At 72.9% G+C, this 15,282-nt stretch carries 5 protein-coding genes; 4 read left to right on the forward strand and 1 reads right to left on the reverse strand.

Annotated elements, in window-relative coordinates:
* Positions 1–7 precede the first annotated feature (7 nt).
* The 3 genes from OHA65_RS36725 to OHA65_RS36735 are packed head-to-tail and all read left to right on the forward strand — an operon-like array spanning position 8 to position 13,206.
* On the forward strand, positions 8–11,326 hold the full coding sequence (locus OHA65_RS36725; protein ID WP_331736299.1) for a type I polyketide synthase: 11,319 nt from the start codon (positions 8–10) through the stop codon (positions 11,324–11,326).
* A 7-nt stretch (positions 11,327–11,333) separates the two neighbouring features.
* Positions 11,334–12,266 (forward strand): proline iminopeptidase-family hydrolase, encoded by a 933-nt coding sequence (locus OHA65_RS36730; protein WP_327286178.1) that lies wholly within the window; start codon positions 11,334–11,336, stop codon positions 12,264–12,266.
* Positions 12,253–13,206 carry an ACP S-malonyltransferase gene (locus tag OHA65_RS36735; protein ID WP_327286179.1) on the forward strand — a complete coding sequence of 318 codons (954 nt, stop codon included), beginning with the start codon at positions 12,253–12,255 and terminating at the stop codon, positions 13,204–13,206. Before OHA65_RS36730 ends, OHA65_RS36735 begins: the two co-directional genes overlap by 14 nt.
* A 45-nt stretch (positions 13,207–13,251) precedes the next feature.
* Here OHA65_RS36735 and OHA65_RS36740 read toward each other — a convergent pair whose 3' ends face one another.
* Positions 13,252–13,506 (reverse strand): acyl carrier protein, encoded by a 255-nt coding sequence (locus OHA65_RS36740; protein ID WP_327286545.1) that lies wholly within the window; start codon positions 13,504–13,506, stop codon positions 13,252–13,254.
* A gap of 135 nt (positions 13,507–13,641) precedes the next feature.
* On the opposite strand from OHA65_RS36740, the gene OHA65_RS36745 reads away from it, so the two are divergent.
* Positions 13,642–15,150, forward strand: a complete 1,509-nt coding sequence (locus OHA65_RS36745; RefSeq protein ID WP_327286180.1) for an AMP-binding protein — start codon at positions 13,642–13,644, stop codon at positions 15,148–15,150.
* Positions 15,151–15,282 lie beyond the last annotated feature (132 nt).

Consider the following 15,282-nt stretch of genomic DNA (forward strand, 5'->3'; position numbering starts at 1 on the left):
GAAGCCGATGTCCAATTCTGACCAGAAGCTGCTCGACGCACTCCGGGCGTCCATGAAGGAGACCGCCCGGCTGCGGACGCAGAACCGCAACCTGTCGGCCGCCGCGCGGGAGCCGATCGCCATCGTCGCCATGAGCTGCCGGTTCCCGGGCGGAGTCGACTCCCCCGAGAGCCTGTGGCAGCTCGTCGACGAGGGCCGCGACGGCGTCTCCGAGTTCCCCGTCAACCGGGGCTGGGACGTCGAGGGCCTGTACGACCCCGACGGCGAGCGCCCGAACACCACGTACGTCAACAAGGGCGGGTTCCTGCACGACGCGGACCGCTTCGACCCCGCCCTCTTCTCGATCAGCCCGAACGAGGCGCTGATCATGGACCCGCAGCAGCGGCTGCTGCTGGAGGCGTCCTGGGAGGTCTTCGAGCGGGCCGGCATCGACCCGCACACCCTCAAGGGCAGCAAGACCGGCGTCTACTCCGGGATGATGTACCACGACTACGCGTACAACAGCGCGACGGGTTCCATCGCCTCGGGCCGCGTCTCGTACGCCTTCGGCTTCGAGGGCCCGTCCGTGACCCTGGACACGGCGTGCTCCTCGTCCCTCGTCGCGATGCACCTCGCCGCGCAGGCCCTGCGGGCGGGGGAGTGCACCCTCGCCCTGGCCGGCGGCGTCGCCGTCATGTCCACCCCCGAGGTCTTCGTCGAGTTCAGCCGCCAGCGCGGCCTCGCCAAGGACGGCCGCTGCAAGTCCTTCGCCGCCGCCACCGACGGCACCGGCTGGTCCGAGGGCGTCGGCGTCCTCCTGCTGGAACGGCTCTCCGACGCCCGCCGCAACGGCCACCAGGTCCTGGCCGTCATCCGCGGCAGCGCCATCAACCAGGACGGTGCGTCCAACGGCCTCACCGCCCCCAACGGCCCCTCGCAGCGCCGCGTGATCCGCAGCGCCCTGGAGAACGCCGGCCTCACCACGGCCGACGTCGACGCCGTCGAGGCGCACGGCACGGGCACCACCCTCGGCGACCCGATCGAGGCGCAGGCACTGCTGGCCACGTACGGTCAGGACCGCGACGCGGACAAGCCGCTGTGGCTCGGCTCCCTGAAGTCCAACCTCGGCCACACCCAGGCCGCGGCCGGTGTCGCCGGCGTCATCAAGATGGTGCAGGCCATCCACCACGGCGTCCTGCCCAGGACCCTCCACGTCGACGAGCCCACCCCGCACGTCGACTGGACGGCGGGCAACGTCAAACTCCTCACCGAGCCCGTCGCCTGGCCCGCCGGCGAGCGCCCGCGCCGGGCCGGCGTCTCCTCCTTCGGCCTCAGCGGCACCAACGCGCACGTGATCGTCGAGGAGGCCCCCGCGCCCGTCGAGACTGCCGCGACCGACGAAGAGGGCGCCCCGCAGGACACGGCCCCCGGGTTCGTACCGCGGCTCGTGCCGTGGGCGCTGACCGGCCGGACCGCACCCGCGCTGCGCGCACAGGCCGGCCGTCTGATCGCGCACCTGGAGACCTTGGACGAGGCGGACCTCGCCGTGACGGGCCGGGCGCTGGCCACGCGGCGCGCCCGGCTGGGCGAGCGGGCCGTCGTCGTGGGTGAGACCCGAGAGGAGCTTCTTGCCGGTCTGACGGCCCTCGCCGAGGGGGCCACGGCCCCGGGTGTGGTGCAGGGTCAGGTACGGGAGGGCAAGTCGGCCTTCCTGTTCACGGGTCAGGGTGCGCAGCGTCTGGGCATGGGTCGTGAACTGCACGCCGCGTTCCCCGTGTTCGCGGAGGCCCTCGATGCCGTGGTCGGGGCGTTGGACGCGCACCTGGACACCCCCCTCTACGAGGTGATGTGGGGCGAGGACGAGGCCCTGCTGAACAACACCGCGTTCACGCAGCCCGCCCTCTTCGCGATCGAGACGGCCCTGTTCCGGCTGGTGGAGTCCTGGGGTGTGCGGCCGGACTTCCTGGCCGGGCACTCCATCGGTGAGATCACGGCCGCGCACGTGGCCGGGGTCCTGTCGCTGGAGGACGCGGCCCGTCTGGTCACGGCGCGCGGTCGTCTGATGCAGGCGCTGCCGGCGGGCGGCGCGATGGCGGCGATCGAGGCGACGGAGGAGGAGGTCCTCCCGCACCTCACCGACTCCGTCGGCATCGCCGCGATCAACAGCCCGCGCTCCATCGTGGTGTCCGGCACCGAGGAGGCCGTCGAGGCGATCCGGGGCGCGTTCGCGGAGCAGGGCCGCAAGACGACCCGGCTGCGGGTTTCGCACGCCTTCCACTCGCCGCTCATGGACCCGGCACTCGCCGAGTTCCGCGCCGTCGCCGAATCCGTGACCTACGTACCCGCGCAGATCCCGGTGGTCTCCGGCGTCCACGGCGAACTCAGCGAGGACTGGGGCACCCCGGACTACTGGACCCGCCACCTGCGCGAAGCCGTCCGCTTCTCCGACACCGTCCAACACCTCCAGAGCCGCGGTGTCGAAACGTACGTCGAGCTCGGGCCGGACGCGATCCTGACCGCCCTGGCGAGCGCGACCGTCGGCGATGTCGAGGGCACCGCCTTCATCTCCTCGCTGCGCCGGCAGCGGCCGGAAGCCCGCGAGCTGCTCGCCGCCGTCGGCCGCGTCCACAACCAGGGCGTCGCCGTCGACTGGGCCGCCTACTTCGGCGCCACCGAGGACCGCTGGGCCGATCTGCCGACGTACGCCTTCCAGCAGCAGCGGTACTGGCTGGAGGCCACGACCGGCGACGGTGCCGGGCTCGGTTCCGCGGGCCTGGACACCGTCGGCCACCCGCTGCTCAGCGCCGCGATCGCCGCCGCCGACTCCGGAGAGGTCGTCCTGACCGGACGGCTCTCGGTCGACACCCAGCCCTGGCTGGCCGACCACGACGTCCTCGGCAGCATCCTCTTCCCGGGCACCGGCTTCGTCGAGCTCGCCGTCCGCGCCGGCGACCAGGCCGGCTGCGACACGATCGAGGAACTCACCCTGCACGCCCCGCTGATCCTGCCCGAGCGCGGCGGAGCCGCCGTACAGGTCTGGCTCGGCGCCGCGGACGCATCCGGGCGCCGTACGGTGAGCATCCACTCCCGCGACGAGAACGCCACCGACCCCGTCTGGACGCGGCACGCGGAGGGCACCCTGGTCAGCGGCTCGGCCGTACCGGTCGGCGCCGGTCTGACCGAGTGGCCGCCGCCGGGGGCCACCCCGTCGACGGTGGACGGTGCGTACGAGCTGTTGCTGGAGCGCGGCTACCACTACGGGCCCGTGTTCCAGGGCCTCAAGGCCGCGTGGACGTCGGGCGAATCGCTGTACGCGGAGGTCGCCCTCCCTGAGCACGCGCACGGCGACGCCGCGCAGTACGGCCTGCACCCGGCCCTCCTCGACGCCGCCATGCACGTGGCGCTGATCGACGACGGCTCCAGCACCGACGAGTCCACGGTCCTGCCGTTCTCCTGGAACGACGTCACCCTGCACGCGGGCGGGGCCTCGGCACTGCGCGTGTGCATCGCCCCCTCCGGCCCCAACACCGTCACCGTGACGGTGGCCGACGCCGAGGGGCAGCCGGTCCTGACGGTGGGCTCGCTGGTGTCGCGCCCGGTGTCGCAGGAGCAGTTGGGCGGGGGCCGGCCGGAGTCGCTGTTCGAGATCGCCTGGCGTCCACTGCCGGCCCCGGCCCCGGCCGAGGTCGTCGCGGAGCAGCACCTGTGGGGTGCGCTGCCCGAGGGCGAGCTGTCGGGTGCGGTCGTCTTCCACGTACCGGTCGTCGAGGGTGCACTGCCCGAGGCGGTGCGTTCCGCGGCCGCGCAGACGCTGGCGGTCGTACAGGAGTGGCTGGCCGAGGAGCGCTTCGCGGACACCACGCTGCTCGTCGCGACCCGTGACGCCGTCGTCGTGGACGCCGCCGAGCGCATCGATCTGTCGCAGGCTCCCGTGTGGGGTCTGGTGCGTGCGGCGCAGGCCGAGAACCCGGGCCGCATCCAGCTCACCGACCTCACCGCGCCCACGGACGACCTCGCCGCCGTCATCGCCTCGGGTCAGCCGGAGAGCGCGGTCCGCCCGGACGGCATCCGCATCCCGCGCCTGACGGCCGTGACGACGCCGGAGTCGGCGCAGGGCCCGATCGCCCTCGACCCGGCGGGCACGGTCCTGATCACCGGTGGTACCGGTGGTATCGGTGCGCACCTGGCGCGGCACTTGGTGACCGGGCACGGTGCCCGGCACCTGGTTCTGACCAGTCGCCGTGGTCCGGACGCGGAGGGCGCCGCCGAACTGGCCGCGGAGCTCACGGAACTGGGCGCCGAGGTCACGATCACGGCGTGCGACGTGGCCGATCCGGCCAACATCACCGCGCTCCTCGCCTCGATCCCGGCCGAGCACCCGCTGACGGGTCTCGTCCACGCCGCCGGCACCGGTGACAACGGCCTCATCGCCACCATGGACGCCGAGCGCCTCGACCGGGTCCTGGCGCCCAAGGCCGACGCCGCCTGGCACCTGCACGAGCAGACCCAGCACCTGGACCTGCCGCTGTTCGCGCTCATCTCCTCCGCCGGCGGACTCACCCTCGCCGCGGGACAGGCGAACTACGCGGCGGCCAACACCTTCCTCGACGCCCTGGCCACCCACCGCCACGCGCTGGGCCTCGCCGCCCAGTCGCTGGCCTACGGCCTCTGGGCGAGCACGGGCATGGGCCAGTACATCACCGACACCGACGTGAAGCGCATGGAGCGCCAAGGCCTGCCGCCGCTCCAGCCCGAGGAGGCCCTCGCCCTCTTCGACGCCGCGTACGCCTCCGGACGGCCCGCCACCGTCCCGCTCCACGTCAACCGCACCGCCCTGGCCGCCCGTACCGACGAGCTGCCCGCGCTCCTGCGCTCTGCCACCCCCGCCCCGCAGCGCCGCAACGTCCGCGCGAGCGCGAGCGGTACGGGAACCGGCCCCGCCCACGAGCTCGCGGCGCGCCTCGCCGGGAAGACCGAGGAGGAACGCGACAGCGCCCTCCTCGACCTGGCGCGGGCCCACGTCGCCGCCGTACTGGGCCACGAGTCGGCCGACGCCATCGAACCCGACCGGGCGTTCCAGGAGCTCGGCTTCGACTCCCTCAGCGCCGTCGAGCTGCGCAACCAGCTGAAGGCCGCCACCGGGCTCCGGCTCCCCGCCACCCTGGTCTTCGACTACCCGAACGCACGCGCCGTCGCGCAGTACATCGGCGAGTCCATCGCCGGATCGGCGCAGAGCGCCGCCACCCGCCCGGCCCGCGGCGTCGCCCGTTCGCAGGCGGACGACGACGACCAGATCGCGATCGTCGCGATGAGCTGCCGCCTGCCCGGCGGCGTCACGTCCCCCGAGGACCTGTGGCAGCTCGTCGTGGAGGGCCGCGACGCCGTCTCCGGCTTCCCGAACGACCGCGGTTGGGACGTCGAGAACGTCTACGACCCGGAGCCCGGCGTGCCGGGGAAGACGTACTCCAATGAAGGCGGCTTCCTCTACCGGGCGGGCGACTTCGACCCGCACTTCTTCGGCATCAGCCCGAATGAGGCGCTGATCATGGACCCCCAGCAGCGGCAGCTCCTGGAGGTCTCCTGGGAGGCCATCGAGCGGGCCGGCATCAACCCGCACACCCTCAAGGGCAGCCGGACCGGCGTCTTCGCGGGCGTCATGTACCACGACTACGGGCAGGGCACCGAGGCCGCGGCCACCACCGGCGGCAGCCTGATCTCGGGCCGCGTCTCGTACACCCTGGGCCTCGAAGGCCCCTCCATGACCGTGGACACGGCCTGCTCGTCCTCCCTCGTGTCGCTACACCTGGCAACCCAGTCGCTGCGCTCCGGCGAGTGCTCGATGGCGCTCGTGGGTGGTGTCGCGGTGATGGCGAGCCCCGACATGTTCGTCGAGTTCAGCCGCCAGCGCGGCCTCGCCGCGGACGGCCGCTGCAAGTCCTTCGCGGGCGCCGCCGACGGCGCCGCCTGGTCGGAAGGCGTCGGCGTCCTCGTCATCGAACGGCTCTCCGACGCCCGCCGCAACGGCCACCCCGTGCTCGCGGTGATCCGGAGTTCCGCCGTCAACCAGGACGGCGCGTCCAACGGCATGACCGCGCCCAACGGCCCCTCGCAGCAGCGCGTGATCCAGAGCGCCCTGGAGAAGGCCGGCCTGACCACGGCGGACGTCGACGTGGTCGAGGCGCACGGTACGGGCACCAAGCTCGGCGACCCGATCGAGGCGCAGGCCGTCCTCGCCACCTACGGCCAGGACCGCGACGGCGACAAGCCGCTGTGGCTCGGCTCCCTCAAGTCGAACATCGCCCACACGCAGGCCGCGGCCGGCGTCGCCGCCGTCATCAAGATGGTGCAGGCCCTGCGCCACGGCCTGATGCCGAAGACCCTGCACGTCGACGAGCCCACCCCGCACGTCGACTGGTCCGAGGGCAACGTCAAACTGCTCACCGAGGCCGTCGAGTGGCCGGCGGGTGACCGCCTGCGCCGCGCGGGCATCTCGTCCTTCGGCCTCAGCGGTACGAATGCACACGTCATCCTGGAAGAGGCCCCCAAGGCCCCGGCGGCCGAGGCTCCCGAGGGCGAACCCCGCGAGCTGCCCGCCGTACCGGTGGTGCTCTCAGCGCGTTCCCCCGAGGCCCTGGCCGACCAGGCGGCCCGCCTGCACACGCACGCCGGTGACCACGAGGACGTCTCGCTGACCGACCTCGCCTTCTCGACGGCGACCTCGCGCACCGCGCACGAGCACCGGGCCGTCGTCGTGGGTGAGACCCGCGAGGAGCTTCTTGCCGGTCTGACGGCCCTCGCCGAGGGGGCCACGGCCCCGGGTGTGGTGCAGGGTCAGGTGCGGGAGGGCAAGTCGGCCTTCCTGTTCACGGGCCAGGGTGCGCAGCGTCTGGGTATGGGTCGTGAACTGCACGCCGCGTTCCCGGTGTTCGCCGCCGCCCTCGACGAGGTCGTCACGGCGTTGGACGCGCACCTGGACACCCCCCTCTACGAGGTGATGTGGGGTGAGAACGAGGCGCTGCTGAACAGCACCGCCTACACCCAGCCCGCCCTGTTCGCGATCGAGACGGCCCTGTTCCGGCTGGTGGAGTCGTGGGGTGTGCGTCCGGACTTCCTGGCGGGCCACTCCATCGGTGAGATCAGCGCAGCGCACGCCGCCGGGGTCCTGTCGCTGGAAGACGCGGCCCGTCTGGTCACGGCGCGCGGTCGTCTGATGCAGGCGCTGCCGGCGGGCGGCGCGATGGCGGCGATCGAGGCGACCGAGGAGGAAGTCCTCCCGCACCTCACCGACTCCGTCGGCATCGCCGCGATCAACAGCCCGCGTTCGATCGTGGTGTCCGGCACCGAGGAGGCCGTCGAGGCGATCCGGGCCGCGTTCACGGAGCAGGGCCGCAAGACGACCCGGCTGCGGGTTTCGCACGCCTTCCACTCACCGCTCATGGACCCGGCACTCGCGGAGTTCCGCGCCGTCGCCGAATCCGTGACCTACGCACCCGCGCAGATCCCGGTGGTCTCCGGCGTCCACGGGAAAATCAGCCAGGACTGGGGCACCCCGGAGTACTGGACCCGCCACCTGCGCGAAGCCGTCCGCTTCTCCGACACCGTCCAACACCTCGCCGCCAAGGGCGTCACCCGGTTCCTGGAGCTCGGCCCCGACGCCATCCTCACCGCCCTCACCCAGGTCTCCCTGGACGGGCGGAGCGTGCTCGTCGAACCCGTCCTGCGCAGGAACCGCCCCGAGACCCGGAGCCTCCTGACCGCCCTGGCCCACCTGCACACCACGGGCGCGCGCATCGACTGGACCGCCTTCTACGCCGGAACGGGCGCCCGCCGCGTCGACCTGCCGACGTACGCCTTCCAGCACGAGCGGTACTGGCTGGAGGCCACCCCGGCCACCGACGTCGCCCACCACGGCCAGACCTCGGTCGGCCACCCGCTGCTCAGCGCGGCCATCACCCTGGCCGGGTCCGACGAAGCCGTACTGACCGGCCGGATCGCGGCCGCCACGCACGGCTGGATCGGTGACCACGACGTGCTCGGCAGCGTGCTGCTGCCGGGAACCGGTTTCGTCGAGCTGGCGCTCCAGGCCGGCGACCAGGTCGGCGCCCCCGTCCTGGAGGAACTCACCCTCCAGGCACCCCTCGTACTGCCCCGGCACGGCGGCGTCGCCCTCCAGGTGTCCGTCGGCGCGCCCGAGGACACCGGCCGCCGGACCGTACGGGTCCACTCGCGCCACGAGGACGCCCCGGCCGACACGCCCTGGCTGCTGCACGCGGACGGCCTGCTCGGTACCCGCCCGGTCGCGGCGGGCACGGACCTCACCGTGTGGCCGCCCACCGGCGCCACCGCGGTGGACGTGAGCGACACCTACGAGCTGCTCCAAGGACGCGGCTACCACTACGGCCCGGTGTTCCAGGGCCTCACGGCCGCGTGGACGTCCGGCGACGACATCTTCGCCGAGATCGAACTGGCCGAGCAGGCGCACGGCGACGCCGAGGACTTCGGCGTCCACCCGGCGCTCCTGGACGCCACGATGCACGCACTGGGCATCGGCAGCACCGGATCCGGCGACGAGTCCGGTGAGGGCGCACAGCCACTGCTGCCGTTCTTCTGGGAGGACGTCACCCTGTACGCGGTCGGCGCCACGGCGCTGCGCGTACGGATCTCCTGGACCTCCGAGAACACCATGTCCCTGGACGCGGCCGATGCGACCGGTGCTCCGGTGCTGTCGGTCAAGAGCCTGACGTTCCGCCCGGTGTCGCAGGAGCAGTTGGGCGGGGGCCGGCCGGAGTCGCTGTTCGAGATCGCCTGGCGTCCACTGCCGGCCCCGGCCCCGGCCGAGGTCGTGGCGGAGCAGCACTTGTGGGGTGCGTTGCCCGAGGGCGAGCTGTCGGGTGCGTTCGTCTTCCACGTACCGGATGCGGACGGTTCGCTGCCGGAGGCGGTGCGTTCCGCGGCCGCGCGGACGCTGGCGGTCGTGCAGGAGTGGCTGGCCGAGGAGCGCTTCGCCGAGACCACCCTCGTGGTCGCGACCCGTGGCGCGGTCGTCGTGGATGCCGCGGAGCGCATCGATCTGTCGCAGGCTCCCGTGTGGGGTCTGGTGCGTGCGGCGCAGGCCGAGAACCCGGGCCGCATCCAGCTCACCGACCTCACCGCGGACTCCGATGATCTCGCCGCCGTCATCGCCTCCGGCGAACCGGAGAGCGCGGTCCGCGCCGACGGCGTCCGCATCCCGCGCCTCGCCCCGGTCACCTCGACCGCCGAGGCCGCCGTCGCCCTCGACCCGGCGGGCACGGTCCTGATCACCGGTGGTACTGGTGGTATCGGTGCGCACCTGGCGCGGCACTTGGTGACCGGGCACGGTGCCCGGCACCTGGTCCTGACCAGTCGCCGTGGTCCGGACGCGGAGGGCGCCGCCGAACTGGCCGCGGAGCTCACGGAACTGGGCGCCGAGGTCACGATCACGGCGTGCGACGTGGCCGATCCGGCCAACATCACCGCGCTCCTCGCCTCGATCCCGGCCGAGCACCCGCTGACGGGTCTCGTGCACGCCGCCGGCACCGGTGACAACGGCCTGATCGCCACCATGGACGCCGAGCGCCTCGACCGGGTCCTGGCGCCCAAGGCCGACGCCGCCTGGCACCTGCACGAGCAGACCCAGCACCTGGACCTGCCGCTGTTCGCGCTCATCTCCTCCGCCGGCGGACTCACCCTCGCCGCGGGACAGGCGAACTACGCGGCGGCCAACACCTTCCTCGACGCCCTGGCCACCCACCGCCACGCGCTGGGCCTCGCCGCCCAGTCGCTGGCCTACGGCCTCTGGGCCCACACCGGCCTCGGTCAGTACGTCTCGGAGACCGACGTGAAGCGCATGGAGCGCCAGGGCCTGCCGCCGCTCCGGGCCGAGGAGGCCCTCGCCCTCTTCGACGCCGCCTGCGCCTCGGGACGGCCCGCCACCGTTCCGCTCCACGTCAACCGCACCGCCCTCCAGGCGCGTGCCGACCGGCTCCCCGCGCTCCTGAGGCCCGCCACCGCCGGTGTGCAGCGCCGCACCGCCGGAGCCAAGAGCGCCGTGACGGAGCTCATCTGGCTCCGGATCGGCCAGGCACCGGAGGACGAGCAGGAGGCCGCGCTGCGCGAGCTCGTCCAGAAGCGCGCCGCGCACCTCCTGGGCCACAGCAGCCCCACCGCCATCGACGTCGAGCGGGGCTTCCTGGAGACCGGATTCGACTCGCTCAGCGCGATGGAGCTGCGCAACGCCCTCATGCAGGACACCGGCCTGCGGCTGTCCCCGATGGTGGTGTTCGACAGCCACAGCCCGGCGCAGCTCGCCAAGGTGCTGCTGGCCGAGTACGCCGAGCAGGGGCCCGGTACGACGGCCACCGCGGCCACCGCCTCCGGCACCCCGTCACCGGACTCCGCTCCCGCCGCCCGGCCGGCCCGGGGCGCGGGGGAGACCCTGCGCGACCTGTTCTACGGGGCCGTGGTCTCCGGCCACGCCGACAAGGGCTTCGACCTGCTGCGCGCGGCGGCGGCCGTCCGGCCGTCCTTCGAGTCCGCGGCCGAGCTGGAGCACGTACCGGCCGCGGCGCGGCTCGCCGACGGTGCGGACGGCCCGCACCTGATCTTCGTCAACACGCCGATGGCGACCGGCGGGGCGTACCAGCACGCACGCCTCGTCTCCCACCTCCAGGGCAAGCGGAAGGTGTCCGCCCTGCCCATCCTCGGCTTCGACACGAGCGAGAGCCTGCCGGCCACGCCGCAGGCGGCCGTCGAGGGCCTGGCGCGCACCGTCCTGGAGGCCGCCGGCGGCGAGCCGTTCGTCCTGATCGGCTACTCCTCGGGCGGCACCCTCGCCTACGCCACCGCCGGGCACCTGGAGCGCGCGTACGGCATCCGTCCGCACGGCGTGGTCCTGCTCGACACCTACAACGTCCACGACGGCGAGAGCGAGGGCGTCCCGATGGACGGCCTGGCACTCGGCATGTTCGACAAGGAAGCGGCGTTCGGGGAGTTCGACACCACCCGGCTCTCGGCCATGGGCCGCTGGGTGGAACTCGTACCGAACCTGCCCCTGGACAGCGTCGCGGCGCCCGTCCTGTTCGTCCAGTGCACCCAGTCGTTCGTACCGGACGGCGACGACCCCTCGCCCGAGCTCACCCAGGGCAAGGCCGAGCCCTGGGAGCCCGCCCACACGCTGCGCCCCGTCGCCGCGAACCACTTCACCATCGTCGAGGAGCGCGCGGACGACACCGCCCGGGTGCTGGAGGACTGGCTCACCTCCGACGTGCCCGACACCACCACTCCCGACGCAGCACAGACCGCCGACCAGACCCAGAAAGCGATGTGAGACGACGGTGGCACTCAAACCCAAAGGCACCGTGCCCTTCGGCCCGTACGAGACCTGGTACCAGGTCACCGGTGACCTCCAGTCGGAGCAGCCCGCGCTGGTCGTCGTCCACGGCGGCCCCGGCAGCACCCACGACTACCTCAAGAACCTGACGCAGCTCGCGGAGCACACCGGCCCGGTCGTCCTGTACGACCAGCTGGGCAACGGCGGCTCCACCCACCTGCCCGACAAGGGGGCCGACTTCTGGACCCCGGAGCTGTTCGCCGACGAGCTCGACAACCTGGTGAAGCAGCTCGGCATCGCCGACAACTACGTCCTGTTCGGGCAGTCCTGGGGCGGGCTGCTCGTCACCAAGTTCGCGGCCGCCCGCCCCGCCGGCCTGCGCGGCCTCGTCATCGCCAACGCCCCCGCCTCCTACCCGCTGTGGCTCCAGGAGGCGGAGCGGCTGCGCGCCGACCTGCCGCCCGGCGTCAACGAGACGCTGCTGCGCCACGAGGCCGCGGGCACCACCGACAGCGACGAGTACCACAACGCGATGCGCCCCTTCTACGAGAAGCACGTGTGCCGCCTCAAGCCGTGGCCGCGGGACTACCTGGCCTCGTTCTACGAGGTCTACAACGACCCGACGGTGTACTACGCCATGAACGGCCCCAGCGAGTTCCATGTCAACGGCACCCTCAAGGACTGGTCGGTCATCGACCACTGCCCGCAGGTGGCCGTGCCGACCCTGCTCATCTCCGGGCGCCACGACGAGGCGACCCCGGCGACGGTCCAGCCGTTCCAGGACCTGATCCCCGACGTCCGGTGGGAGATCTTCGAGGAGTCCAGCCACCTCCCGCACCTGGAGGAGCCGGAGCTGTTCCAGCAGGTGATGAAGGAGTTCCTGGGCTCGCTGGCGGGCGCGAAGGAGAAGGAGACGGTGGGCCATGGAGGCAACTGACCGCACGGGCAGCGCCCTGGTGTTCCCCGGCATGGGCCCCGTCCCGTTCGCCGAGGTCGCCAAGTTCATGCTGGTCAACCCGTTCGCCCGGACCCTGTTCGCGGAGGCGGACGAGGTGCTCGGGTACTCGCTCTTCGAGCGGTTCAAGCAGGCCGAGGGCGACTACTCGGAGCACGCCCAGGTGGCGTTCCTCGTGAACTGCCTCGCCCTCGCCCAGTGGGTGGAGCACGAGTTCGAGGAGCAGCCGGCGTTCTGCACCGGCCTGAGCTTCGGCGAGAAGGCCGCCGCCGTGCACTGCGGGGCGCTGTCCTTCGCCGACGGCATCCGCTTCACCGCACGCTTCGCCCACACGCTCGACGCGTACTTCGCCGAGGAGCACCCCGAGGAGGTCGCCACCCAGTCCTTCGCCCGGACTCCGCGCGCCGTGCTGGACGAGGTGCGGGCCGAGCTGACCGAGCAGGGCGAGTGGCACGACGTCACCTGTGTCGTGGACGAGGACTTCGCGATGCTCACCCTGCGCAAGTCCCGGCTGGAGTGGCTCCAGCAGCGGCTGCGGGCGGCGGGCGGCATGCCGCTGTACGTGATGGAGCCGCCGCTGCACTCCCCGGCGTTCGGCGGGCTGCGCCGCCGCGTCGAGGACGAGGTCCTGGCGGGGCTCACGTTCCGCGACCCGCACCTGCCCGTCGTCGCCGACCAGGACGGGGCGGTGCTCACCACGGGCGACGAGGTGAGGAACCTGCTGCTGGACGGCTGTGTCCGGCCGGTGGACTGGCCGGGCGTGCTGGGCTCGCTGCGCGACAAGGGCGTCGGGACCCTCTACGTGGCCGGACAGGACGCCCTGTTCGGCCGAGTGGGGGCGGCGACCCGCAACTTCAAGGTCGTACCCGTCAACCCCCGGCTGGCCATGCGGCCGCGCCGCCGGACCGCGACCGCCGCCTGAGGGCGGCGGCCGCGGCCGCGGCGGCAGGTCCGGTGGTGCGGCCGGTCAGCGGTTCGCGGCCTCGCGCATCGTGCCGATCTGCTCCCACAGCACCGCGGGGGTGGCGAAGGTCTCCAGCGACAGCGCCTCGTCCACGAACCGGACGTCGTACGTCTGCTCCAGGGACCCCAGCAGCTCGACCACGCCGAGGGAGTCCAGTCCCACACCCCGCAGATCGGTGTCGGCCTCAAGCGGTTCGTCCGCACTGAGGAACGGCAGGTACTCCCGCAGAAGTTCCTCGAAATTCTTGTCCCAGCCCATGGTGACCCCAGTCTTTCCGCTGTGTTGGTCGTCGTTTCCCAAGCACGTGACGCTAGGACCGGCGGCGGCCGCCCGGGAACCCCGGCCTGACCCCTAACCCGCGAAGAAATCAACACGTCCCCTTCGGAGTGATGCATGTCTGACACCGAGCGCCCCGCCTTGTACGAGCGCTTCCGCCGCGGGCTGGCCCTGTCCCCCGACCGCCCCGCCCTGCGGATCGGCTCCGAGACCCACACCTATCGGGAGCTGCACGAGCAGGCCCTCACCTGGGCCGGCTCCCTCGGATCCGCCAAGGTCGTCGGCGTCCTCGCCGGCAAGACCGTGACCGCGTACGCAGGCATCCTCGGCGGGCTCTACGCGGGCGCCACCGTCGTCCCGCTGCACCCCGACTTCCCCGCCGTCCGCACCCGGCGCATGCTCGAACTCTCCGGCGCGGCCGCCCTGATCGTCGACGACCAGGGCCGCGCCGCCCTCGGCGAGGGCCTCGACGCCCCCGGCATACTGCTCGTCGAGCCCGACCCGGCCCGCGCACTCGACGCGCCGCGCCCGGTCGAAGCCACCGACACCGCGTACATGTTGTTCACCTCCGGCTCCACCGGCCGCCCCAAGGGCGTGCCGATCAGCCACGGCAGCACGCACCACTACTTCGAGCTCCTCGACGCCCGCTACGGCTTCACCCCCGACGACGTCTTCACCCAGACCTTCGACCTGAACTTCGACTGCGGCATGTTCGACCTGTTCTGCGCCTGGGGCGCGGGCGGCGTCGTCGACGTCGTACCGCCGAGCGCCTACCTCGACATGCCCGCCCACCTCGAACGGCGCGGGATCACCGTCTGGTTCTCCACCCCCAGCGCCATCGGCCTCATCCGCCGCATGGGCGGCCTGAACCCCGGCGCGCTGGCGACGCTGCGCTGGAGCTTCTTCGCCGGCGAGGCACTGCGCGCCCAGGACGCCGCCGACTGGCAGGCCGCCGCGCCCGCCTCCACGCTGGAGAACATCTACGGGCCGACCGAGCTGACCGTCACCATCACCGCGTACCGCTGGGACCCGCAGACCTCGCCCGGCCAGGCCGTCAACGGGCTCGTCCCGATCGGCGCCGTCCACGCCGGCCACGACCACGTCCTGCTCGACGAAGACGGCGCCGAGACCGCCGTCGAGGGCGAACTGCTGATCACCGGACCGCAGATGGCCACCGGCTACCTCGACCCGCAGGACGACGGGGGCCGCTTCGTCGAACGCGACGGCCGCCTCTGGTACCGCACCGGCGACCGGGTCCGCCGGCTGCCCGGTGGCGACCTGATCTACCTCGGCCGCCTGGACTCCCAGGTCCAGGTCCAGGGCTGGCGGGTCGAGCTCGCCGAGGTCGACCACGCGCTGCGCGCCTGCGCGGGCGTCGAGGACGTGGTGACCGTCGCACGGCCCGTCGACGGCAGCACCGAGCTCGTCGTCTTCTACACCGGCGAGGTCCGGCCGGCGGCCGAACTCGCCCGGAGCCTGCGCGAGGTCCTGCCGCACGGCATGCTGCCCCGCCGCTTCGAGCACGTCCCCGAGTTCCCCCTCAACTCCAACCGCAAGGTGGACCGCCCCGTCCTGGCCGCCCGGGCCGCGGACCTGCTCGCCCCACGCGCCCGCCGCGCCGCCTGACGCGGCCGCCGCCCGTGCGCCCCGCCGGGCCCCGGCCCGGAGCACACGGACCGGCCCTGAGCAATCGATCGGGTCCGTGGCCGTCCGGTCCCGTGGCCCTACGGTCGACGCCGGCCCACGGTCCGGTCCGTG

The sequence above is a fragment of the Streptomyces sp. NBC_00045 genome (assembly GCF_045041095.1).
Lineage (GTDB): Bacteria > Actinomycetota > Actinomycetes > Streptomycetales > Streptomycetaceae > Streptomyces.